Here is a 23,293-nt window from a genome sequence, read left to right on the forward strand (position 1 = left end):
CGCAGATCACTTTCGTCGCGGCGCGGCGGCGCGGCATCACCCCTGAGTCGTAGCTTCGTACGACCTTCGGCCGGACGGCGGGATCACGCTCCCCGAGCGGACGCGCGCAACCACATCGACACCGCCTCAGCGCGATTGGCCGCACCCAGCTTGCGGAGGATGTGGGTCATGTGGGATTTCACCGTCGCCTCGGAGATCACGAGCCGGCGGGCGATCCTGGCGTTGGCGTCCCCTGCGGCGACCATCTCCATGATCTGCACCTCGCGACGGGTGAGCACCGGATCATCCTTGATCACGCGCGGAGCGGGCGCCGCCCGCCGGGGTGACGGGCTCCACGACGACACCGCGTCGAACCGCTCCCGGAGATCTGCGAGGCCGTCGAGAACCGCCAGCCGGGCGAGGTTCTGGCTCACCCCGGCGGCGAACGCGGTCAGCAGATGCGCATCGTCGTCCGTGAGCACCCGGCGCTGGTGGTAGTAGTCGCCGTGCAGGAGCCCCACGACGTCGCCATCCACGAGGAGCGGTGCGATCCCGTACGACGCGGAGCGCGTGATCTCGGCGAGGGCGCGATTGACCCGCGGATTGTCCTGCACGTCGTGTACGAGCGTCGCGCGAGCATCGACGACGGTGTCGTTCTCCACGATCGTCCGGTCCAGCACCGGAGAGGCCTCCTGCCCGACCGCCACGATCTCCTCGGCCCACCCCGGGTCGCGAACGACGTGCATCGTGTGCAACCGCCACGTCCCGTCGACCGTCGAGACGAGGGCGCGGTCGAAGCCCAGCCTGCACGCCGCCTCCGGGACCACTGCGAACAGCGCCTCCACCGAGTCGGCCCCTGCCACCGAGGACATCGCGGACGCGAGGCGCCCGAGGAGCGCGGAGCCCTCGGCCGCCCGCTGCTGTGCGTAGGCCTCACCCGTCTCGCGGATCCGGTCGAGCAGCGAGAGTAGTTCCGCACGGCGTGCATCGGGAACGTTCGATCGCATCTCGGAGGCGACGAGGTCCCAGAGCGTGTCCACCCTGTCCTTCGACCCGCCGCGCCCGAGGACGAGTGATCGGACGTCGCGATCGAGCAAGGCGCACACGTCGTCCAGCAACTCGGAGAACGCGACTCCGTCCTGTGCCGCTGCGTCGATGGACCTGACCATCGGGTGTCATCACCTCACTCGGTGCCCGTCGATCCGAGGATACTCGCGACGACCACCGGGCGGGTACGATCGCCGGTCAATCCCGGGGCCGCGCGAGCGCCAGGATCGTGGCGACGTCACCGACGTTCTCGAGGTCGAACACCGCTGCGGCGAGCTCCTCCGCGGCAGCGTCGGAGATTACCCCGTCGGCGTTGTGCCGGAACTTCGCCGTCAACTGCTCGTCGGTCATGTAGGTCTCCGGGTCGGCCGACGGTACGCCCTTCGGGTACTGCCGTGCGCCCTCGAACACCCTTCCGCGGGCACGGATCTCCAGCTTCGTCGTGCGGGCCGACGGATCCGCCGCCAGGGCGGCCGCGAAGTCGGGGTGGGTGTGGAAGTGGGAGCGCCGCATCAGGGACAGGACCGACGGATCGTGCACTGCCGCGTCGGTCTGCCAGTCGCGCCCCGGAGCGAGGTCGTGCGCCGCCATCGCGAGGCCGTGAGTCATGCTGAACTGCGCGTCACGTGGATTGCGGATGTCCTCGTTCACCCACACCGGCTGCTGCACGAAGCTCTCACCCCAGGCGTCGATCGACTCGATCTCGTCGGGGCGAAGACCGTTGTCGGCGACGATCTCGCGCAGGGCGTCGAACAGTCCGTGCATCACCCGACAATGGGGATACGGCTTGAAGGCCTGGAACTGCGGGAACCTCCAGGTCACGCCCAACTCGTCGGTGATCGGGGCCGGCTCCCACCGCTGGGTGCCGATGAATCGGGGGAACCCGAACTCGCGGTCGTCGAGCATCTGGACGTCGCCGGTGTGCCCCAGCTCCGCCAGGTTGGCGGCGGTCACCGCGGTCAGAGCCATCCCGCCCGCCAGCTGGTATTTGATCGTGGTCGACGGGGCGTGCATCATCCACGCCCGCTGCGTGTTCGTGGGCATCGTCGCGCCCATGATTCCGAGCGCGGTCGCGAGCCCGTCCTCGTCGAGGCCCTTGACCACGCCGACCGCGGCCGCCGCGCCGAACAACGTGCTGCTGTAGCCGATCACCTTGGGTATCGTGACGACGCCGTCGGTGATGTCTCGCAGGTAGTCGGTGGCCTGGCCGATCCGGAAGGACATCTCGTGGGCGACCGCGATCGCCGTGAGCAGCACCCGACCCGGCACGCGCTGCGCCTCCGCCGTCGCGAGGGCGCCCGGCACGACGTACGGCGCGACGTGCCCGGGTGGGAGTACCGCATCCTGGTCCAGAGCGTTGATCAGCTCCGCGTTCGCGAACGCCGCCGCGGGCACACTCGTCGCCACGCCCGTGCCCAGCACCGTCGCCGGCCCCGAAGTCCCGCCCAGGTATTCGGCGTACGACACGGCCCGCCCCGCCGCGTCGTCGCCGGTCGACGCGAGCGCGCAGCCGATGCTGTCGAGGAGGATCCGCTTGGCCTCCGAGCTCACGACGGCGGGAGCCTCCGTCAGATCCGCGTCGTGCGCGAACTCCGCCAATCGCTCGATGATCGTCGTCATGATGGTCCGGTCACTTCCTTGCCACTGAGATGCCGGCGCGCACCGCCGCGCCTCTGCGTTCATCGAGTGTGGTCGCCGTTCGCCGCCACGCACATCCCCCCTCGGTCCCACGTTCGTCCGACTCTCGGGGGAGTCGCACCATGAACACCGTGTTCACTCCACGTCGCGCCCCCGCCGGGTCCGGTGTCGTCGCGTCCCACCGGACGCCGGCGACGAGGTCCTGAGAAGCCGCCGCAGCCTGACGATCAGTCCCCGATGGACACCGGCCGCCGCCACACCAGGACCGCCACTGTCGCAACCAGGATGACGGTGGTGAGGGCGAAGGGCACCGGGATCAGCGGATCGACCAGGACCAGCAACCCCGCCGCCGGCACCACGGCGTTGACGATCCGGTCGCCGTGCGGCCGGATCGCCAGCGCCCAGATCCCGAGGATGAACACCGCGAGCGGGATCGTGTAGGCCAGGGACGCCCAGGGGTGATGCAACGCGCTGTGCCCTGTCAGGACATCGATCTCGACCTCGATCCCGGCGGAGAACGCGCCGGCGGCGGCGAAGATGAAGTAGTGCCCGTAGCCGTAGGCCAACGACCGAGACAGTCCGTCGATGGCGCTGTGGTGCGGGGCCCAGAAGTAGATCCACCACAGCGCGGCGGTCGCGATCAGCGTGAGCGCGGCGATCGAGATCAGGGGCGCGAGCGCCTCGGCCCGGTCGAGGGCCTCGATGATGGCGTTCGCCGAGCCGAGAAGGCTCTCCCCCAGGAGGATCAGTGTGAACAGGCCGTAGCGTTCGGTGATGTGGTGCGGATGCCAGGGCGTCGTGCCGCGACGCTCGGCGACGATCGGCACCGCCAGCTCCGCCGCGATGAGAATCACGAGCGCGACCGGGAAGAGACGTTCCGGGAGCAGCAGGGCGGCGAGCCAGAGCACCTGCACCGCAGTGATTCCCACCGCGTACGTCAATGTGGCGCGCCTGGTGGGCCCCGCTGAGCGCGACGCCCGCAGCCACTGCGCGACCAGCGCGAGGCGCATCACGACGTACGCGATGATCAACACGGAGAAGTCGTGATCCTCGAAGGCCGGCTTGATGCCGGAGGCGAGGACGAGCACGCCGCCCATCTGCACGATCGTCAGCACGCGGTAGAGCCAGTCGTCGGTGTCGAAGGAGGTCGCGAACCAGGTGAAGTTCATCCAGGCCCACCAGATCCCGAAGAACACGATGGCGTAATTGACGACCCCCGAACCGACGTACCCTTCGGTGAGCGCATGATGCAGCTGCACGGCGGCGATGCTGACCGCCACGACGAAGACGAGATCGAAGAACAACTCCAGCGTCGATGCGGCCCGGCCGCTCTCGCCGGGGTCGCGCGGCTTCATCGGCACGAGCCGGAATCGGGACTCCTCGGTCATCTCTCCCCTTCGAGGTCGGCGGCGCCGGCCGTGCGGCTCGGGTCCTCGTCGTGGGAGTCTACGACGTCGCCGGCCGGGACCGCGGATTCCTCAGCGCGGCAGGGTCCTCGACGGGGCCTCGCCGAACCTCGCCCGGTACTGCTGCGCGAACCGGCCGAGGTGGTGGAAGTGCCACCGATTCGCCACGTCGCTGACGGACTCGCCCCTACCGGCCCGGAGGTCGTCGCGGGCACCGTCGAGCCGGACGTTCCGCACGAACTCGCTCGGCGTGAGTCCCGCCTCGCGGCGGAACCCCGACTGCAGGGTGCGCGCCGTGACCCCCGCCAATTGTGACAGCCGCGCCACCGACAGGTCCTCCTGAGCATGAGTGCGCACGTACTCCATGAGCTCGCGGATGCGATGGTCGGACGCCTCGCCGCCCGACCGGGTGAGCGCCGCGGTCAGGTCGCTGCGGGCCACGAGCAGCACCTGCGTCATCAGCGCAGACTCCAGTTCGCGCTGCACCGCCCGCATCGTGACCAGCCCACCGTCGCGGGAGAGCTGGCTGTAGTAGAAGGCCACCGCCGAGCACAACGACTGCCCGGCTGGGTTGTCCAGCGGGAAGGTCAGATCGAAGGCGATCGGTGAGACGGACGTCTGGCCGGCGAGCCGGGCGGCGTGCTCCTCCAGCGTCCGCCGCGACAGCTTCAGGTGGTACTGCGCGCAGTCCGCGCTCCAGTCGATGTACACGGGCTCGTCCGGCCCGAAGACGACGCCCGACTGGTTCCGCTCGGCGGAGAACTCCGCGCGGCGCCCGGCCTGTTCGACGGTGCAGCGACCCGAGACCAGCAGGTTCACGTGGTAGCAGTCGCGCATCGCCGGGCCCACGATCCGCGCCCGCGTGCCGTAGGCCATCCGCCCGACGGTGACGTCCGGCGTGACGGCACTGTCGAGGCGGAACCGCACGGCGTCCGCCCCGGAGACGGTCATCTCGTGCTGCGCGAAGGTCCGCTCCACGTAGCCGTGCGCCGCATCGGGGTCGGTGGTCGTGAACGAGCGGTGCACGGATCCGTCGACCTCGGCGAGAGCGTGCATCGATGCCTCCGATCCGTGACGGCCGTCACATGTTGCAAACATCATATATGACTGCACCCCGCACCCTCCCCTCGATGCGAATCCCGATTTCGCGTTCCGGACAGCCTTCGCATCGCGGATTGTGGCGCGGATCACTCCCTCGTACCGTGGCGGCACTCCACCGAAGAGAGAATCCCCGAACAGGTTGGGAGCAACCCATGGACACCACCGCACCGTCGGCGGAACGGACGCCGGTCGCGGGCACGTGCCCGCGCTGCGCACAGAGCGCGCTCGCCGAGTACGAGGTCGTCGGCGAGGAGGGCTGGGTCCGCGTCGTCAAGTGCCAGAACTGCCTGCACTCGCTGTCGCGGACGCCGGCGAACCGCCTCGGCCCGATCACGCTCCTCGTCGACCTGGTCTGAGCAGACCCCGCACCGAACCACCGAAAGTAGAGAACGAAATGATCGCCGTAGACGTAGGCGGAACCTTCACCGATGTCGTCGGGTGGCGCGACGGCAAGATCCTCACCACCAAGGTGTCCACCGAGTACACCGACGTGGCCGCACCCGTCCTGCGCGGGGCCGAGAGACTCGGCGTGGACGGCTCGGCCGTGTTCAACCACGCCAGCACGCACGGCCTCAACGCCGTGATCACCCGCAAGCTGCCGAAGGTCGGCTTCCTCGCCACCGAGGGACACCGCGACATCCTGGACATGGGCCGCGTGTGGCGCCCGCAGGACGCGATCCTCGACCCGAACTGGCGTCGAAGCTTCGGCGACGCGGCCCAGCCGCTGGTCGACCGGTACCTGCGCCGCGGCATCGCGGAGCGCATGCTCGCGAACGGGGAGGTGCTGTTCGAGCTCGACGAGGCGCAGGCCCGCGAGCAGATCGAGGTCCTCGGCCGCTGCGGCGTCGAGGGCGTGTCCATCTGCCTGATCAACGCCTACGTCAACCGCGCCCACGAGGAGCGGCTGCGCGAGCTGGTACTCGAGATCCTCGGCGACGTCCCGGTCTCCATCTCCAGCGAGGTCTCGCCGTTGGCGAAGGAGTACGCCCGCGCCTCCACCACGGTGATCGACACCCTGATGAAGATCATCTACTCGGACTACACGGCCCGCCTCGGCTCGGGCCTGAACGAGCTCGGCTTCACCGGCTCCCTGAACTTCGCGGACTGCGCGGCCACCCTGGTCCCGGCGGAGCACGCGATGGCGAAGCCCTTCCGCATCGTCTTCTCCGGCCCGGCCGCGGGCACGGTCGCCTGCGCGCACTTCGGCAAGCTGATCGGCGAGAACGACCTGCTGTGCGCGGACGTGGGCGGCACCTCGTGCGACATCAGCGTCGTGACCGCGGGCGAGCCCTTCGTCAACACCAGCTTCGAGCTCGAGCACGATCTCGTCGTCAACGCCCTGGCCAACGACATCAGCTCGATCGGCGCCGGCGGCGGCAGCATCGTGCACATCGGCGCCGACGGCGAGATCCAGGTGGGCCCGGACAGTGCCCGCGCCGAGCCCGGCCCCGCCTGCTTCGACCGCGGCGGCATCCTCCCCACCACCACCGACACCTGCCTGATGATCGGCATCCTCGACCCCGACGGCTTCGCCGGCGGCGAGGTGGCGATCGACCGGGCCCTGTCCCAGCGCGCCTTCGAGGGCCTCGACACCGCGTTCACGCTGCCCCAGCGGGTGCGATACGCCTACGAGATGGCCGTGCACAACATGGCCGAGGGCCTGTTCAACGTGGCCATCAAGAACGGCGTGGACCCGCGCGACTACAGCCTGGTCGCGTTCGGCGCCGCCGGACCGATGCTGCTGCCGGCCGTCCTGGACGCGGTCCAGTGCAAAGAGGCGATCATCCCGCCGAGCCCCGGCCTGTTCTCGGCGCTGGGCCTGCTGTCGGCCGATCAGGTGTTCACCGTCAACCGCAGCGCCTACCTCATGCTCGACGGCGCGAACGCCGAGAAGATCGACGCAATCTTCACCGACATGGAGCGCGAGCTGCGCGAGCAGATCGGCGACGCCGATGCCGTGCTGCACCGCAGCATGGACGCGCACCTCGTGGGCCAGAGCTGGGAGACCCCGTTCGTCCCGGTGCCCGACGGCACCGTCGACGCCGACGCGGTCGCGGCCATGGTGACCTCGTTCCACGACACCTACCAGGCCCGCTCGGGAAACCGGTTCGAGATGATGCCGGTCGAGGGCGTCACCTTCCGGGTGCGTGCCGTACTGGCCACCGACAAGATCGAGTACCCGAAGCTGCCGCCGCGCGGCACCGAACCCCTGACCCCGACGGGCACGCGCACGCTGCGCTACCTCGGCGACATCTCCGACGGTGGCGACGGCGCGCAGACCGCGCAGGTGTACGACCGCGAGTCCCTGCGCTTCGGCGACGTGATCCCCGGGCCGGCCATCGTCAACGAGGGCCTGTCCACCACCCACATCGGCGCGGGCCAGACGGCGACCGTCGGCGAGTACGGCCAGATCGTGATCCGGAGGAACTGACACCATGACCACCACCGAACGCTCCAGCGATGCGGTCACCCGCATCCGCGACCTCTCCGACGAGGCCTTCGCGGCCGCGTACGGCAGCGACCGGTTCACCGCCTCCGTGCTCAAGAACCGGCTCGACTACGTCGTCGAGCACATGTCGACCGGCTTCATGCGGGAGGCCTTCTCCCCCATCATCCGCGACTGGTACGACTTCGCCTGCACCATCAGCGGCCCGCCCGAGCAGGACTATCCGATGGCCGTCGTCTCGAACAGCCTGATGGTCTTCCTCGGCACCATGGGCGACGCGGTGCGCAACACCGTCGCCGAGTACGGCCCGGAGAATCTCAAGCCCGGCGACGTGCTGATCTGCAACGACCCGTACCGCGGCGGCCGGCACGTCAACGACGTGGCCTTCATCCGTCCCGTCTTCCACGAGGGCCGGATCGTCGCCTTCGTGAACATGTGCGCGCACCAGCTGGACATGGGCGGCACCGTGCCCGGCGGCTTCTCGGCCACCAAGCGCAATGTCTTCGAGAACGGTCTCGTGATCCCGCCGATGCTGCTGTGGTCCGGCGACGAGCCGGTGCGCGGGACCTTCAGCCTGATCTTCGACAACACCCGCTGGGGCGGGATGCTGTTGCCGGACTTCAAGTCCATCTTCGAGCAGCTCAAGCTCGGGGAATCGTTGGTGCGCGCGAACATCGAGCGGTACGGGATCGAATCCTTCCTCGGCACACTGACTTACGCGTGCGACAGCTCGGCCGAGCGGATGTCCGACGCCATCGCGCAGGTCCCCGACGGTGACTACACGGGCTCGGCCCTGATCGACGCCGACGGCCTCGACGACAGCCTCGAGTACCGCGTACAGGTGCTCCTGCGCAAGCGCGGCAACGACATCGAGGTCGACCTGTCCGGCACCGCCGCGCAGGCCCGCACCGTCATCAACTGCGGCGTCCTCGACACCAAGACCTCCGTCGGGGTGGCGCTGACGATGCTGCTCGACCCGTCGATCCCGTTCACCTCCGGCACCTGGCGCAACGTCGACCTCGTCACCGCGCCCGGGTCGATCGTCTCCTCCCTGCCGCCCGACGGCGGCATCATGATGTTCTGGGAGGCCTCGGGGCCCGTCGTCTCGGCGATCTTCGACGCGCTCAACCCGGTCCTCGGCCGGCGCGGCGTGGGCGGCGACTACGGATCGACCAACACGCACAACGCCTCCGGCCTCACCGACGACGGCCGGTTCTGGACCAGCGCCACCCAGTGCGGCGGCGAGCACGGCCCCTGGGGCGCGACCGCGGCGGGCGACGGCGACAGCTACACCGTGCTGTTCACCCTCAACAACCTGGACCCGGCGACGGAGACGATCGAGCACGACTCGCCCGTCGTGCTGCTGCGCAAGGAGCACGCGATCGACACGGGCGGGGCCGGCGCCTTCCGCGGCGGCGCCGCGAATCTCAAGGACACGCTGTGGCTCACCGCCGCCGAGCAGTACCTCTCACCGTTCCGCACGAAGGAGCCGAGCGGCGTGGGCGCGAACGGCGGTGAGGCGGGTCCGAACGGCGCCATGTGGCTCTTCCCGCAGTCCGACGGTGCCGCACACCGGATGGTCCCGACCGCTCCGGACGCGTACCGCGACAGCGTGCCGGTGGCCGGCGTGCTCGACCCGGAGTCCAAATGGCTGGACCCGGAATCGGGCAGCTACCACTTCTTCGCGAGCGAGCAGGTGTGGCGGACGGCGCCGAACACGGTGCTGCGCTGCCTGACCAACGGCGGCGGCGGCTGGGGCGACCCGTTCGCGCGCGACCCGCAGGCGGTGCTCCGCGACGTGCGCAACGAGTACGTGAGCATCGAGGCCGCGGCACGCCAGTACGGCGTGGTCGTCGTCGGCGATCCGCAGCGTGATCCCGAGGGCCTCCGGCTCGATGACACCGCGACCGCGGCGCTCCGCGCCGACCGGAAGAAGGAGACGAACTGACATGCAGGGCATCACATTCCCCGGCGACGGCACCGTCGAACTGAAGGAGTTCGCCGAGCCGCGGCCGGGCCACGGCGAGGTGGTCGTGAAGATCCGGGCCTCCGGCATGTGCGGCTCCGACCTGCACTTCTACCACGGCAATTTCGAGTTCGACCATGCCGTGGTGCAGGGCCACGAGCCGTGCGGCGAGGTGTACGCGGTCGGCGAGGGCGTGCTGCCGGCGCAGGCGAAGCCCGGCGATCGCGTCATGATCCACCACTACTTCGGCTGCGGCACGTGCCGCCGCTGTCGCGCGGGCTGGCCCCAGATGTGCGAGACAGCGCCGGGGAAGACCATGTCCATCCACGTCAACGGCGGCCACGCGCCGTACGCGCTGGTCCCCGTCACATCGCTGCTGCCGATGCCCGACGCACTGTCCTTCAAGGCGGGCGCCGCGATCGGCTGCGGCACGGGCACCGCGTGGGGTGCGATCAAGCGCCTCGGCGGGGTGGAGGACACCGTCACGGTGGTGATCGGTCAGGGGCCGGTCGGACTGTCCGCGACCATGTTCGCGGCCGCGATGGGCGCGAAGGTGATCGCCGTCGATGTCGACGATCGCCGGCTGGCGCAGTCCAGCACCTTCGGCGCCGACGTGGTCGTGAACTCGCGCAGCCAGGACCTGGTGGCGATCGTCTCCGAGTACACGGGCGGCCGCCTCGCCGACGTGGTGATGGAGACCTCGGGCCGCGCCACGGACGACGCGCTGTCCGTCCTCGGCACCTTCGGCCGCGTCGTCTTCACCGGACTCCCGGGCGAGGTGGCGTTCACCACCCAGGCGGTCTACAAGAAACAGTGGACCCTGATGACCTCGTGGACCATGTCGTCGATCGAGCAGGCGCGGTGCGCCGATTTCATCGTCGCGCACGACCTCCCCGTCGACGAATTGTACTCGCACACCTGGCGTATCGACCAGGCCGCGGAGGCATACCAGTGGTTCGACAAGCAGGACGCCGGCAAGGGCGTCTTCGAATTCGACTAGATACTCGGAGCAGGACATGACAACGGTAGAGACACCCGCCTTCATCGGGCGGAAACAGGGGAACCTGATCGGCGGCAAGTGGGTTCCCGCCGCCTCGGGCGAGACCATCGACGTGATCAACCCCGCCAACGGCGAATCCCTCGGCACGATCGCGGCCGGCGGCGCCGAGGACGTGGACGCCGCCGTCCGCGCGGCCCGCGCCGCGTTCGAGGGCGCATGGTCCACGTGGACGCCGCACGAGCGGCGCAAGCTGATTCTGCGCGTCCACGACGTGATCCTCGAGAACTTCGACGAGCTCGCGCTCATCGAGACGCTCGACATGGGCGCGCCACTGAGCCGCACCACCGGCCTGAAGGAGTGGACCTCGCAGGTGCTGCAGTTCTACGCCTCGCAGACCGGTGCCGCCGGCGTGGCCGCGCAGCCGAACTCGCTGCCGGGCGACTTCCTCACGCTGAAGTACCAGCGCCCCGTCGGCGTGGTGGGCGGCATCATCCCGTGGAACGGGCCGCTGATCGGCCTGTGGTGGATCTTCGGCCCCGCGCTGGCCACCGGCTGTACGGCGGTGCTCAAGCCGGCGGAGGACGCCTCGCTCTCCGTTCTGCGCGTCAGCGAGCTCCTGCAGGAGGCCGGCGTCCCCGACGGCGTCATCAATGTGGTCACCGGCTACGGGCGCGACGCGGGCAGCGCGCTCGCCGAGCACCACGGCGTCGACCGGATCGCCTTCACCGGCTCGGTCGGCACCGCGCAGACGATCGTCCGCGCCTCGGCCGGCAACCTCAAGCGGCTGCAGATGGAGCTGGGCGGCAAGTCCCCCGACATCGTCTTCGCCGACGCCGACCTGGACAAGGCCGTGCCCGGCGCCGCGATGGGCGTCTTCACCAACAGCGGCCAGGTCTGCGTCGCCGGCACCCGGATCTTCGTGCAGCGCCCGATCCACGACGAGTTCGTCGCGCGGATCGGCGAGTTCACCACGTCGGTCCGCGTGGGCGACGGCCTCGACCCCGCGACACAGCTGGGCCCGCTGATCTCGCTGCGGCAGCTCGAGCGGGTGCAGAAGTACATCGAGATCGGTTCCGGCGAGGCCGAACTCGTCGCGGGCGGCGGCCGCCTCGGCGGTGACTACGCGAACGGCTTCTACGTGGAGCCGACGGTCTTCGCGGGCGCGCACAACGAGATGACCATCGCCCAGGAGGAGATCTTCGGCCCCGTGGCCACCGTCATCCCGTTCGACACGATGGAGGAGGCGATCACCCTCGCCAACGCCACCCCGTACGGGCTGGCGGGCGGGCTGTGGACCGAGAACCTCGGTACGGCGCACAAGGTTTCGCAGGCGATCGACGCCGGCACGGTGTGGGTGAACTGCTACGGCGTGCTCGATCCCGCGATCGGCTTCGGCGGCACCAAGATGAGCGGCTACGGCTGGAAGGGCGCGAAGGAACACGTGGAGAGCTACCTCTACCCCAAGGCCGTGTACATGAACCTGGGCTGAGTCCTACAGACCGACCGGAAGGGGCGCGATCCGCACGCGGATCGCGCCCCCTGTCGGATTCCCGCCCGGACCGCGAACCTGCTCGCTATATTATATTTAATAGACCGAGGAGATCGTCATGCCTGAAGCCCTACACCCGATCGTGCGCCGCGTGGTCACCGGAACCGACGGCGAGGGGCGGTCCGTCGTCGCCCACGACGGGCCCTGCGATGCGGTCGCGCCCCGGCCCGACGGCTCCCAAGTGATGGACGTCTGGCGGATGCCGGCCGTTCCGCCCCGTCTGCTCGACGGTGACGGGCTCGTCGGCGGCGTCGCCGGCCCCGACCTCGGAGGCCTCGTCTACCGGCTGTGCTGGGTCGCCCCCAACGACGACATGGACGCCGCCGCGTACGCACGGGCGTTGGCCGACACCTACGGCGACGGTGCCGTCGCCGGTGCCGCCTCCGGCATGGTCGGCGGGCACGCCACCGAATCGGTCGACGTGGTCACCGTCGTCCGCGGCCGGCTCACGGCCGTCCTCGAGGCCGAGGAGGTCGAGCTCGGCCCCGGCGACAGCCTGGTGCAGCGCGGCACGGTGCACGCCTGGCGCAACCGCACCGACGAACCGGTCCTCATGGTCGCGCTCATGGTCGGTGCCGCCCGGTAGAACGCCCGACAGTTGGTCGGGGCCCGGTCACGCGGGCCCCGACCCGGCTACAGGATGAGATCGCCGCCGTTGATGTCGACGGTAGCGCCGGTGATGAAGTCGGACTTCGAGGACAGCAGGAACAGGACGAGATCGGCGATGTCCGACGGTGTTCCCACCTTCCGCAGCGGCGTCGCGAGGCGGAACTCCTCCACGCGCTCGTCTGCGACGGAGCCGCTGAGCATCGGCGTGCGCACGAGGCCGGGCGCGATCGCGTTGACGTACACGCCGTGCGGCGCGGCCTCGAGCGCTACCTGCCGGGTGAGCCCGAGGATCGCGGCCTTCGACGCCGCGTAGTGCGCGCCGGCGAAGTTGCCGAGCGTGCGCCCCGCGCGGGACGAGACGTTGACGATCTTGCCGAAGCCCTGCTCCTTCATCGTGGGCATCACCGCGCGCGTCCAGTAGAAGGCGCCGTCGAGATTGACGCCGAGCATCCGGGACCACTCGTCGTCCCCGATGGTCTCGACCGGGCGCGTGGTGCTGACGATCCCCGCCGCATTGACCAGGAAGTCGACCCGGCCCGCGTCCTGCAGGATCCGCTCCCCCGCCGCCCGCACAGCGCCGGGGTCGGTGATGTCGCACGCGACGCCGCTCACTCCGTCGGCGTCGTCGGCCCGCAGGTCGACGGCATACGCGCGGGCCCCTTCGGCCGCGAGGCGTGCCGCGACCTCCGACCCCATGCCGCCGGCACCGCCCGTGATCACGGCCACCCGGCCCTCGAAGTCGCTCATGCTTCAGGCCTCCACGGGCAGCAGCGGACGCAGGAGCGTCTCGACGACATCGGAAGACTTCTCGAGTGCGAGCACGTCCGCGATCATCGCGTCGATGGTCTCCTCGCCCAGAGGAAGGATCGAGTACGGCACGCACTGGCGGAACTTGGCCACGAAGTCCGCCTCGTCGAACGGGTTCTTCGGGTGTCCCTTGACATACACGTACTCATCGGTGAACTCGCGGCCATCCCGCAGAGTCGTCGTCATGCGGCAACCCCAGTCGGAAACCCGCGGATCCCGCTCGGACGAGATGCGGGTCATCAGCTCGCGCACCTCGGGCCGGCTCGACGCCGCGGGCTCGTAGGTCTGCAGGAAGACGGTGCGGTCGTACGCCGCGCTCGCGACGGCGAACGGCAGGCTGAACTGCAGCTCGGGCACCGTCACCGGGGCCCACTTCTTCTCGACGGGCTCGCACACGGCGTCCCACCCGGACGGCGAGACGGCGATGTGGATCGTCGCGATGTCCTCCGGCCCGAAGTCGCCCTTCGTCATCTGGTCGATGATGCCGTCGATGGAGCTGTGCGAGAAGTAGCAGGCGCTGTAGCCCTTGGTGGTGATGTTCTCCATCACCCACTGCGTGCCGAGGCCCTCGACCACGCCCGACGGGTCGATGTCCCAGCGGACGCTGGAGAAGAAGCCCTTGGGGCCGGTCAGCACCTGCTCCCGCGGTCCGGTGATCCCCTTGAGCGCCAGCTGAACACAGGTGATCGCGGCCTGCGAGACGAGTCCGTGGTGCACTCGCACCATGAGCGTCGCGGGCGCGTAGATGCCCATCGTGTGTGGCTGGGTCATGGTGCGCGCGATGCCCATCGCGTTCTCGAGCTGCTCGTGCGTCAGGCCTAGGAGCCGCCCGATGGACGCGACGGCGCCGAAGATGTAGTGCCCGCCGCAGTCCCCGTTCGGGATCGCGGTGCTGATCACCTTGTACGCGGAGCCCAGCCGGATCAGCACCTCCTGCCCGACGACGGTGGCCGCCAGGAACTCCTCGCCGGTCACCGGGGTATCGCGCAGGCCGGTGGCGGCGAGCAGGCTGGACACGATGTACTCGCTCACGTGCCCGGCCTCCTCGTGCAAGTCGCCGCAGTCCATGGCCCGCGGCATGGGGCCGAGCGCGAGTGCCACCTCCGACGCCGGGTAGGCGCCGCCGTAGAAGGGCAGCGGCGTCTGCGGGGCGCCGCCCTTCTCCTGCACGAGCTCCACGATCTCCGGGATACCGTCCATCCCGGAGCCGCCGATCATCACGCCCATGCCGTCGAGCAGGGTGTACCTGGCGTGCCGCAGAACGGATTCCGGCAGGTCCTCGTACCGCGTGTCGAGGATCATCCGCACCAGTGCGGGCATGGGTTCGGGGAAGGTGCGTGCGTCCGGCATTCACCCGTCCTTTCGATAGTGCGACGGTGCAGCCGGCCTCGGAATCGTGACCCGCACCACTTTCATATGTAATATATGATCCATCTCGCTCGACGGTCAACTCCGCTCCAGTGGGATTCCCCTCCCCCGGCTCGTCTGTCCGGGGACGACTCCAGGAGTACGACATGACCGATTCGAACACTTCGGGCGCGCCGCGCAACGGCCTCTGGGTAGTGGGGTTGTGCCTGTTGGCGATCGTCGCCGACGGCTACGACCTCATCGTCTACGGCGCCACCGTGCCCAGCCTGCTCAAGGAACCGGGGTGGGAGCTCTCGAAGACCACCGCGGGTGCCATCGGCAGCTGGACCCTGGTCGGCCTGATGGTCGGCTTCCTGACCGTCGGCCGCCTCGCCGACCTGGTCGGCCGCCGTCGGCTCATGCTGATCGGCGTCACATGGTTCTCGCTCGCCTCGGTGGCCTGCGGCTTCGCCACCTCTCCGCTGTTCATGGGCGTGGGCCGTTTCCTCGCGGGCATCGGCCTCGGCGGCGTGCTCCCGCTCGCACTGATGCTCGCCATGGAGTTCGCCCCGCGCGACCGCCGGCAGCTGTACAACGGCCTCACCATGTCGGGGTACGCGGTCGGCACGGTGATCTGCTCCCTCCTCGCGCTGCAGGTCATTCCCGCGCACGGCTGGCGTCCGATGTACTACGCGGCGGGCGCCTTCCTCCTGATCGTGCCGCTGATGTGGTTCCACCTCCCCGAGTCGGTCAGCTGGCTGGTCTCGAAGAACCGGATGGACGAGGCTCGCGTGGTCTCGCAGCGCTACGCCGTCGACCTCGACGCGATCGTGAGCGAGCTGCAGGCGCAGCGCGACCTCGCGCAGGGCGCCGAATCCGCGGGCGGGTACCGGGCGGTCTTCTCCCAGCGGTACTGGCTGGCGACCGTCATGTTCATCGTCGCCAGCATGCTGATCAACATCGTGATCTACGGGCTGAACACGTGGCTGCCCGAGATCATGCGCAGCGCGGGGTACTCGCTGGGCTCGGCGCTGCAGTTCATGCTGGTGATGCAGGTCGGCACGCTCATCGGCCTGGTCGGGTGGTCCGCGCTCGCGGATCGCTTCACCCCGCGCCGGGTGATCGCGCCCGCGTACTTCCTCGGCTTCCTCGCACTGGTCGTGATGAGCTTCAACCTCCCGGCCGGCCTCCTGATGCTGACGATCGGAATCGCAGGCATCGGCACCGTCGGCGCGAACGTGATGACCTACGGCTTCATCGGCGCGTTCTACCCGGTCGCGCTGCGCGGCACCGCCCTGGGCGTCGCCATCGGCCTCGGCCGGTTCGGCTCGATCCTCGGGCCGATGCTGGGCGCGTGGGTCTTGAACGCCGATCTCGGCACCGGATGGAGCTTCGCGAGCTTCGCGATTCCCACGCTCGTTCTCGTGGTGGTGACCCTGCTGATCCCCAAGTCCCCGGCGGAGAAGGCGAGTCGGGCCGCGGCGCCCGTCGCGGAGAAGGCCGCCGCGTAGTATTCGCGCACGACGACGAAGGGGGTGTCCGGATAACCGGACACCCCCTTCGTCACACCGGAGGTCAGGCCCTCGACCGCTCCTCGAGCACGGCCCTGAGGGTTCCCACGGCGGAGACCGCGGCGGGCCAGCCGGCGTAGAAGGCCACATGGGTGATCGCCTCGACGAGCTCGTCCTCCGTGACGCCGTTGTCGAGCGCGCGCCCCAGGTGCCCGTGGAGCTGTTCGGGCCGGCTCTGGGTGACAAGGGAGGTGACGGTGATCAGGCTCCGGTCCCGCGGCGACAGCCCCGGCCGCGCCCACACATCGCCGAAGAGCACGTCGTCGGTGAGCTGGGCGAGCTTCGGCGCAAGGTCGCCGATCAGCCGCTGTGCGCGGCTCTTCTCCGTCATCGGACCCGCTCGATCAGGTTGACCTTCACGTGATCCGGGCGCTTCAGCGTGAGCTCCGGCACCAGGTTCACGACGACCTTGACGTTCAGTGCGGACCGCACCCGCGATTCGATGTCCGCCGCGAGCTGCGCCCGTGCGGCCTCGCCCACGCCGTCGGCGTACTCGACGACCAGCTGCAAGGGCTTCTGGGTCGAGTGCCCCTCGAAGTCGGCGCGGATGCGCATCTCCCCGGTGGCGACGGGCTCGAACTCGGCAACGAGCTGCTTGACCGCCGACGGGAACAGGTTGATCCCACGGACGATCAACATGTCGTCGGTGCGGCCGACGCACCGCACCTTGTACCCCGTTCGGCCGCAGGAGCAGTCCGTGCCGGTGACGACGACGTGGTCGCGGGTGCGGAAGCGAACGAGCGGGGAGGCCTGCCGGCGCAGCGCCGTGTACACCAGTTCGCCGTGGGCGCCCTCCACCGCGGGCTTGACCTCGCCGGTATCGGGGTCGATCAGCTCGACCACGAGCAGGTCCGGAGAGTGGTAGTGCATGCCGTCCTGGGCCTCGCATTCGCCCCAGTAGACGCAGCCGAGGTCGGTGCCGCCCAGCATCTCCCGCGACGAGGCGCCCCACAGACCCTCGATCTTGTCGCGGGTGGCGGGCAGGCCGCCGCCGGGTTCGCCGCCGACGGAGATCGCCCGCACGCCCAGATCCCGAGCGTCCTGCCCCACGATCGACGGTGCCTGCTCCGCCAGGTAGGCGAGGAAGTTCGGCGTGCCGATCAGCAGGTTCGGCCGCTGGTCGGCCTGCACGCGCAACAGCCGATCGGCGCCCGCCTCGGCCCCGATCGGGATGTCGACGATGCCCATGTACTGGGCCATCTGCAGGATCGGGATGCCGCCGACGAAGCCCTTGCTCATGCCGAAGCCGTGCAGCAGCCGATCACCCGGGCGGAAGCCGTTCGCGTACAGGGCGCGGGCGCCGAGCTCGGACCACAGCGCCACGTCGGGGCGGGTCAGGCCCACGTACGACGGGCTGCCGGTGGTGCCCGACGAAGCCTGGATCTGCACGATATCGGCATCTGCCGCAGCTTGGTGCAGCCCGAGCGGCCGGCGCTCGGCGAGCGAGTCGCGCAGCTCCTGCTTCTCGGTGAAGGGCAGTGCGGCCAGATCTGCGGTGGTGCGCACGGCCAGCGGGTCGACGCCCGCCTCGGCGAACTTTCGCCGGTAGAACTCGCTGTGCGCGGCGACGTACGCGAGTTGCTCGCGCAGGGCCTCGTTCTGCACCTCCGCGGTCCGCGCGGGCGGTAGGGTCTCGATCTCGCTCCACACGTTCTCGGAGTGGGGCTGCACGGTCGGCGCCACAGCGTCGATCTCCTTCCGCCCGCGCGGTGCGGGCCTCATCTGTTCTGTTGTGCCCTAAGCGCTCTCGAAGGTCGCCGCCAGGCCCTGTCCGCCGCCGATGCACATCGTGGCGAGGCCGGAGCCGCCGCCGCGGCGCTTCAGCTCGTGCAGCATCGTCGTCACCATCCGGGCGCCGGTGGCGCCGATCGGGTGGCCGAGAGAGATGCCGGAGCCGTTGACGTTGATCCTGTCCGCGTCACGGAAGTCCCAACCCTCGAGCACGGCGAGGACCTGCGTCGCGAAGGCCTCGTTGAGCTCGACCAGGTCCTGCTTCTCCAGCAGGGCCTTCGCCGACTCGTAACCGCTGCGCGCGGCGAGCCGCTCCACGGCGGGCACGGGCCCGATGCCCATGCGCGACGGATCGCAGCCCGCAGCCGCCCAGCCGGTCAGATAGCCGATCGGCTCCAGGCCCAGCGCGTCGAGCTGGTCCTCGGCCACGATCAGCATGCCGGCGGCGGCGTCGTTCTGCTGGCTGGAATTGCCGGCGGTCACGGTGCCCGACGCGCCGATCGAGCGGAGCTTGCCCAGGGTCTCGACGGTGGATTCGCCGCGCACGCCCTGGTCGCGGTCGAAGACGATCGGATCGCCCTTGCGCTGCGGGACCTCGACCGGGATCACCTCGTCGGCGAACCGGCCCTCGTTCCACGCGGCGGCGGCGCGCTGCTGGCTCTGCGCGGCCCAGGCGTCGGCGGCCTCGCGGGTGATCGAGTAGTCCACGGCCAGGTTGTCGGCCGTCTCGATCATGCCGCTGATCTCGCCGAACCGCCAGACCGGCTGGCTGCGCTCGCGGCCGCGGTCGAGGCGGTCGTAGAGCTGGACGGTCCCAGCGCGGGCGCCCCAGCGGTTGGTGGTCGTGTAGTACTCGATCCGGCTCATCGACTCGACGCCGCCGGCGAGCACCGCGTCGGCGCCCCCGGTCTGGACCATCATGGCGCCGGTGATGAGGGCTTGGAGCCCGCCACCGCACCGTCGATCCAGCTGCATGCCGGGGACCTCGATGGGCAGGCCCGAGTTGAGCGCGAGCCAGCGGCCCACGCACGGGACCTCGGAGTTGGCGTAGGACTGGGCGAAGACGACGTCGTCGATGCGGGACGGGTCGATGCCGGAGCGCTCGACCACCGCCTTGATCACCGCGCCGCCCAGGTCCTCGACCGGCAGGTCCTTGAGCGCCCCGCCGAAGGTACCGACTGCCGTGCGGGTGGGCGCGACGATCGCGGCGCGACGCAGCCCGTTCCCGGCCGCCATCAGAGCGCAACCTTGTTGCGCGAGATCAGCTGCGCGGCGATCACGTTGCGCTGGATCTCGTTGGTGCCCTCGCCGACGATCATCAGCGGGGCGTCGCGGAAGTACCGCTCCACGTCGTACTCCTTGGAGTAGCCGTAGCCGCCGTGCACGCGGATGGCGTCGAGCGCGATCTGCATCGCGGCCTCGGAGGCGAACAGCTTCGCCATGCCCGCCTCCATGTCCGCCCGCTCGCCCCGGTCGAGCTTCTGTGCCGCATCGGCGGTGAGCAGGCGCGCGGCCTGCTGCTTGGTCGCCATGTCGGCGAGCAGGTTGCCCACGGACTGGTGCTTCCAGATCGGCTTGCCGAAGGACTCGCGCTCCTGCGCGTACTTCACGGCGGCGTTCAGCGACGCCTGGCCGACGCCGAGGGCGCGGGAGGCGACCTGGATTCGGCCGACCTCGAGGCCGCGCATCATGTGGCCCCAGCCCTGGTTCGGCACGCCGCCCAGGATCGCGTCGTCGCCCACCTTGCGGCCGGAGAAGACCAACTCGCACGCCTCGACGCCGCGGTAGCCCAGCTTGGGCAGCTTCTTGGAGATCAGGAAGCCCTCGCCCGGCTCGACCAGGATCACGCTCATGCCCTTGTGGGAGGGCTTCGCCTCGCGATCGGTGATGCACAGCAGGCCGAACAGCCCGGAGTGCGCGGCGTTCGAGATCCAGGTCTTGCTGCCGTTGATCGACCACTGGCCGTCCTCGCCCTTGGTGGCGTAGGTGCGCATGCCCTGCAGGTCGGAGCCGCCACTGGGCTCGGTCAGCGCCATCGTGGCGCGGATCTCGCCGGTCGCCATCTTCGGCAGATACTTCGCCTTCTGCTCGTCCGTGCCGAAGGTACGGATCAGGTAGGTGATCACCGAGTGACCCCCGACCGCGCCGGCCAGACTCATCCAGCCGCGCGCGAGCTCCTCGGTGACACGCGAGAAGCACTCGGTGCTCACGTCGACCCCGCCGAACTCGGCCGGGGCGAGGAGCCCGAAGAAGCCCAGCTCCTTCATCTCCTCGATGAACTCCTCGGGATAGATGTCGTCCTGCTCGAACTCGCGGACGCGCGGGGCCACCCGCTGGTCCACGAAATCAGCTACCAGGTCGACCATCTGCTGCTCATCGGCGGTGAGACTCACGGCTATACCTCCTCAGGTTGTATAAAATATATAGCATCAAGTGATCGGCGACACAACTGGTCGTCCGGTCAGGATGTTCAGCGCCAGAATCCACGGTCGGTGAGCATGGCGACGGCGCGGTCGCCGGCACGGACGAAATGCTCCTCGGTCGCCGCACGCGCGGCCTCCCCGTCGCCGCGCGAGATCGCGACGGCCATGGCGCCGTGGTCACGATTGGCGGTGTCGTGCCAGTGATCGTGCGACTCGTAGAAGCCGATCGGGGCGAACGCACCCAGCGACTTGATCTCCGACATCAGGCGTTTCGAGCCCGACGCCAGGTTGATCACCCGGTGGAACCGGAAGTTCAGCCGCTCGCGGGCGTCCGCATCCTCGGCCCACTCCATGCGGCCGACCGCGTCCGCCATCTGCCCCCGCTCGACGTCGGTCATCCGCGCCGCGGCGCGCGCGGCCGCCAGCCCGGACACGGAGCCGAGGATGCCGTAGTGATCGCGCACATCGTCCTGCGACAGGGCGGCCACGAACGCCCCCCGGCGCGGGGCGAGCTCGACGACGCCCTCCACGTCGAGCGCGATCACCGCCTCCCGCACCGGAAGCCGACTCACGCCCAGGCGTTCGGCGATACCGTCCTGATCGATCTTGTCACCCGGGCGGAGCTCCCCCGAGAAGATCATCTGCCGGATCTCCAGCATGGCGGCCGTCTTGAGCGAGGTCGGGAGCTTCACCGCGGACGCGGGTGCCGCGGTCATGGGGCGCCGAACTCGGCGCGGATCGCGGCCGTGTGCTCGCCGAGCGCCGGCACATCGCCGCTGCGTACCGACCAGGTGGTGGCCACCCCGGGCGGGAGCAGCGCCGGAACCGGGCCCGACGGGGTGCCGACCTCGCGCCACCGGCCGCGCTCACGCAACTGCGGGTGGTCGACCAGGTCGCGCACCGTGTTCAAGCGCGCATTGCCGATGCCCGTGACATCCGCGAGGTCCTGGATCTCGGCGAGGGTGCGCTGCGCGCACCAGGCCGCCAGCACCGCGTCGACCTCGGCGCGCGAGGCGACCCGGTCCACGTTGCGGGCGTATCGCGGATCGTCGGCCAGCTCGGGACGGCCGATCATCGCCGCGAGCTTGGCCCACTCGCGGTCGTTGGTGGTGCCGAGGACCGCGGTCTGCCCGTCGGAGGTCGCGTAGCCGCTGTAGGGCGCGACGATCGGCGCGCCCAGGCCCACGGGCTCGGGCTCGACACCCGCGTGGATCACGCCGTTGATGGCGAAGCCCATCATCTCGGCGACGGTGTCCAGCATGGCGATCGGGATCACGGCGCCGCGCCCGGTCCGCTCGCGGTCGTAGAGCGCGGCGAGCACCGTCGAATAGGTGTACAGAGCGGTGCCCACGTCGGCGACGGGGACGCCGGGCTTCGCCGGATGCCCCGGGGTGCCGGTCGACGCGCAGACGCCGCCCTCGGACTGGATCAACAGGTCGTACGCCCGCTTGTGGTCGTACGATCCGCCCGCGCCGTAGCCCGAGATGTCCACGATGATCAGCCGCGGATACCGTTCTGCGAGGTCCGCGGGACCGAGGCCGAGGCGGCCCAGGGCGCCGGGCGCCAGGTTGGAGACGAAGACGTCCGCGGTGGCCAGAATCCCGTGCAGGAGACTCAGATCCGCGTCGGATTTCAGGTCCAGCGCGGCGGATTCCTTGCCGTGGTTGAGCCACGTGAAGTGGGCCGAGAGTTGCCCCCCGACCACCGAATCGTAGTGGCGGGTCGAGTCGCCGGAACCGGGCGTCTCGACCTTGATGACGCGAGCACCCAGGTCGGCGAGGTGCCGGGTGGCGAGCGGAGCCGAGATCGCCTGCTCGATGGTCACAACGGTCACGCCCGCGAGCGGCGCGTGCTTGTCGGTGCGCTGCGCATCGGTACTCATGAGAACTTCGGCTCCCGCTTCTCCTTGTGACTGGTCACACCCTCGACGACGTCGGGGCCGCCGAAGTGGTAGAACTCCAGGCCGAGCGAGGCGTCGAAGATCGGCATCGCCTGGCGGTACCAGCCGTTGAGCGCCATCTTGGTCCCCTGGATCCCCGCGCGGGAACCGGCGGCGAGCTTCCGCGCGATCTCCATCGCGCGCTCCTGCACCTGGTCGTCGTCCACACACAGCGAGACCATGCCGATCCGCTCGGCCTCCTCGCCCGTGAGGATCTCGTTGGTGAGGAGGTGGTACTTCGCCTTGGCCATCGAGGTCAGCAGCGGCCAGCAGATCGCGGCGTGATCGCCGGCCGCGACACCGAGCCGCACGTGCCCGTCGACGATCTTCGCCCGCCGCCCGGCGACCGAGATGTCCGCGAGCAGCGCCGCGACCAGTCCCGCCCCGGCGGCCGGGCCGTTGATCGCGGAGATGATCGGCTGCGGCACCTCGATGATGTTGCGCACCAGGTCCCGCGCCTCCCGCATCACCCGGGTCCGCGAGGAGTAGTCCCCGATCATGTCCTCGACGAGGTCGAAGCTGCCGCCGGCGGAGAAGGCCCGCTCCCCCGCGCCCCGGATGAGGACCGCGCGGACGGACTCGTCCAGCCCGATCACCGGCCACACGTCCGCCAACTCGCGATGGGCCTGCGGGCCCACCGCGTTCAGGTTCGGTGCGTCCAGGGTGATCCGGAGGATGCCCTCCTCAGGGGTGTCGATCTTGAGCTCGGTGAACTCGGCGTAGCGGCTCACGGC

At 69.8% G+C, this 23,293-nt stretch carries 20 protein-coding genes; 7 read left to right on the forward strand and 13 right to left on the reverse strand.

From position 1 onward, the window contains the following. Positions 1–83: 83 nt before the first annotated feature. From ABZX10_RS12280 to ABZX10_RS12295, 4 genes are all read right to left on the reverse strand, one after another. On the reverse strand, positions 84–1,148 hold the full coding sequence (locus ABZX10_RS12280; RefSeq protein ID WP_355539481.1) for a LuxR C-terminal-related transcriptional regulator: 1,065 nt from the start codon (positions 1,146–1,148) through the stop codon (positions 84–86). 76 nt (positions 1,149–1,224) lie between these two features. Continuing rightward, positions 1,225–2,646: an MmgE/PrpD family protein gene (locus tag ABZX10_RS12285; RefSeq protein ID WP_355539484.1), complete on the reverse strand. Its 1,422-nt coding sequence runs from the start codon at positions 2,644–2,646 to the stop codon at positions 1,225–1,227. Between the two features lie 245 nt (positions 2,647–2,891). After that, the gene (locus tag ABZX10_RS12290) at positions 2,892–4,052 is read right to left on the reverse strand and encodes a low temperature requirement protein A (RefSeq protein ID WP_355539487.1); all 1,161 of its coding nucleotides are present in this window, start codon (positions 4,050–4,052) and stop codon (positions 2,892–2,894) included. Between the two features lie 90 nt (positions 4,053–4,142). Further along, positions 4,143–5,126, reverse strand: coding sequence for an AraC family transcriptional regulator (locus tag ABZX10_RS12295; RefSeq protein WP_355539490.1), 984 nt, complete (start codon positions 5,124–5,126; stop codon positions 4,143–4,145). A gap of 197 nt (positions 5,127–5,323) precedes the next feature. Between ABZX10_RS12295 and ABZX10_RS12300 the strand changes: the two genes are divergently transcribed. The 6 genes from ABZX10_RS12300 to ABZX10_RS12325 all read left to right on the forward strand — a co-directional run bounded on the left by ABZX10_RS12300 (position 5,324) and on the right by ABZX10_RS12325 (position 12,718). Then, a complete protein-coding gene (locus ABZX10_RS12300; protein WP_355539493.1) occupies positions 5,324–5,527 on the forward strand; it encodes a hypothetical protein in 204 nt (67 codons plus the stop codon). A 38-nt stretch (positions 5,528–5,565) separates the two neighbouring features. Continuing rightward, entirely contained in the window at positions 5,566–7,602 is a 2,037-nt protein-coding gene (locus tag ABZX10_RS12305; RefSeq protein WP_355539496.1) for a hydantoinase/oxoprolinase family protein, read from the forward strand. A gap of 4 nt (positions 7,603–7,606) precedes the next feature. Next, positions 7,607–9,565: a hydantoinase B/oxoprolinase family protein gene (locus ABZX10_RS12310; protein ID WP_355539499.1), complete on the forward strand. Its 1,959-nt coding sequence runs from the start codon at positions 7,607–7,609 to the stop codon at positions 9,563–9,565. A 1-nt stretch (position 9,566) separates the two neighbouring features. Then, a complete protein-coding gene (locus tag ABZX10_RS12315; protein ID WP_355539502.1) occupies positions 9,567–10,583 on the forward strand; it encodes an alcohol dehydrogenase catalytic domain-containing protein in 1,017 nt (338 codons plus the stop codon). 16 nt (positions 10,584–10,599) lie between these two features. Further along, positions 10,600–12,072, forward strand: a complete 1,473-nt coding sequence (locus tag ABZX10_RS12320; protein ID WP_355539505.1) for an aldehyde dehydrogenase family protein — start codon at positions 10,600–10,602, stop codon at positions 12,070–12,072. Between the two features lie 118 nt (positions 12,073–12,190). After that, positions 12,191–12,718, forward strand: a complete 528-nt coding sequence (locus ABZX10_RS12325; RefSeq protein ID WP_355539508.1) for a cupin domain-containing protein — start codon at positions 12,191–12,193, stop codon at positions 12,716–12,718. A 47-nt stretch (positions 12,719–12,765) separates the two neighbouring features. On the opposite strand, the gene ABZX10_RS12330 is transcribed toward ABZX10_RS12325, so the two are convergent. Further along, positions 12,766–13,488: an SDR family NAD(P)-dependent oxidoreductase gene (locus ABZX10_RS12330; RefSeq protein ID WP_355539511.1), complete on the reverse strand. Its 723-nt coding sequence runs from the start codon at positions 13,486–13,488 to the stop codon at positions 12,766–12,768. Between the two features lie 3 nt (positions 13,489–13,491). Continuing rightward, positions 13,492–14,898 carry an MmgE/PrpD family protein gene (locus ABZX10_RS12335; RefSeq protein ID WP_355539514.1) on the reverse strand — a complete coding sequence of 469 codons (1,407 nt, stop codon included), beginning with the start codon at positions 14,896–14,898 and terminating at the stop codon, positions 13,492–13,494. Positions 14,899–15,062: 164 nt separating this feature from the next. Between ABZX10_RS12335 and ABZX10_RS12340 the strand changes: the two genes are divergently transcribed. Next, a complete protein-coding gene (locus ABZX10_RS12340) occupies positions 15,063–16,406 on the forward strand; it encodes an aromatic acid/H+ symport family MFS transporter (protein WP_355539517.1) in 1,344 nt (447 codons plus the stop codon). Positions 16,407–16,470: 64 nt separating this feature from the next. Here ABZX10_RS12340 and ABZX10_RS12345 read toward each other — a convergent pair whose 3' ends face one another. The 7 genes from ABZX10_RS12345 to ABZX10_RS12375 form a co-directional block, all read right to left on the reverse strand. Then, entirely contained in the window at positions 16,471–16,797 is a 327-nt protein-coding gene (locus ABZX10_RS12345) for a carboxymuconolactone decarboxylase family protein (RefSeq protein WP_355539520.1), read from the reverse strand. After that, positions 16,794–18,149 (reverse strand): phenylacetate--CoA ligase family protein, encoded by a 1,356-nt coding sequence (locus ABZX10_RS12350; protein ID WP_355539523.1) that lies wholly within the window; start codon positions 18,147–18,149, stop codon positions 16,794–16,796. The genes ABZX10_RS12345 and ABZX10_RS12350 overlap by 4 nt, the downstream gene beginning before the upstream one ends. 54 nt (positions 18,150–18,203) lie before the next feature. After that, positions 18,204–19,433 carry an acetyl-CoA C-acetyltransferase gene (locus ABZX10_RS12355; protein ID WP_355539526.1) on the reverse strand — a complete coding sequence of 410 codons (1,230 nt, stop codon included), beginning with the start codon at positions 19,431–19,433 and terminating at the stop codon, positions 18,204–18,206. Then, entirely contained in the window at positions 19,433–20,590 is a 1,158-nt protein-coding gene (locus ABZX10_RS12360; RefSeq protein WP_355539529.1) for an acyl-CoA dehydrogenase family protein, read from the reverse strand. The genes ABZX10_RS12355 and ABZX10_RS12360 overlap by 1 nt, the downstream gene beginning before the upstream one ends. Positions 20,591–20,667: 77 nt before the next feature. Then, entirely contained in the window at positions 20,668–21,336 is a 669-nt protein-coding gene (locus ABZX10_RS12365) for a GntR family transcriptional regulator (protein ID WP_355539532.1), read from the reverse strand. After that, a complete protein-coding gene (locus ABZX10_RS12370) occupies positions 21,333–22,502 on the reverse strand; it encodes a CaiB/BaiF CoA-transferase family protein (protein WP_355539536.1) in 1,170 nt (389 codons plus the stop codon). The genes ABZX10_RS12365 and ABZX10_RS12370 overlap by 4 nt, the downstream gene beginning before the upstream one ends. Continuing rightward, positions 22,499–23,290, reverse strand: coding sequence for an enoyl-CoA hydratase/isomerase family protein (locus ABZX10_RS12375; protein ID WP_355539539.1), 792 nt, complete (start codon positions 23,288–23,290; stop codon positions 22,499–22,501). Before ABZX10_RS12375 ends, ABZX10_RS12370 begins: the two co-directional genes overlap by 4 nt. Positions 23,291–23,293 lie beyond the last annotated feature (3 nt).

It is taken from the genome of Tsukamurella sp. NPDC003166 (assembly GCF_040611135.1).
Classification (GTDB): domain Bacteria; phylum Actinomycetota; class Actinomycetes; order Mycobacteriales; family Mycobacteriaceae; genus Tsukamurella.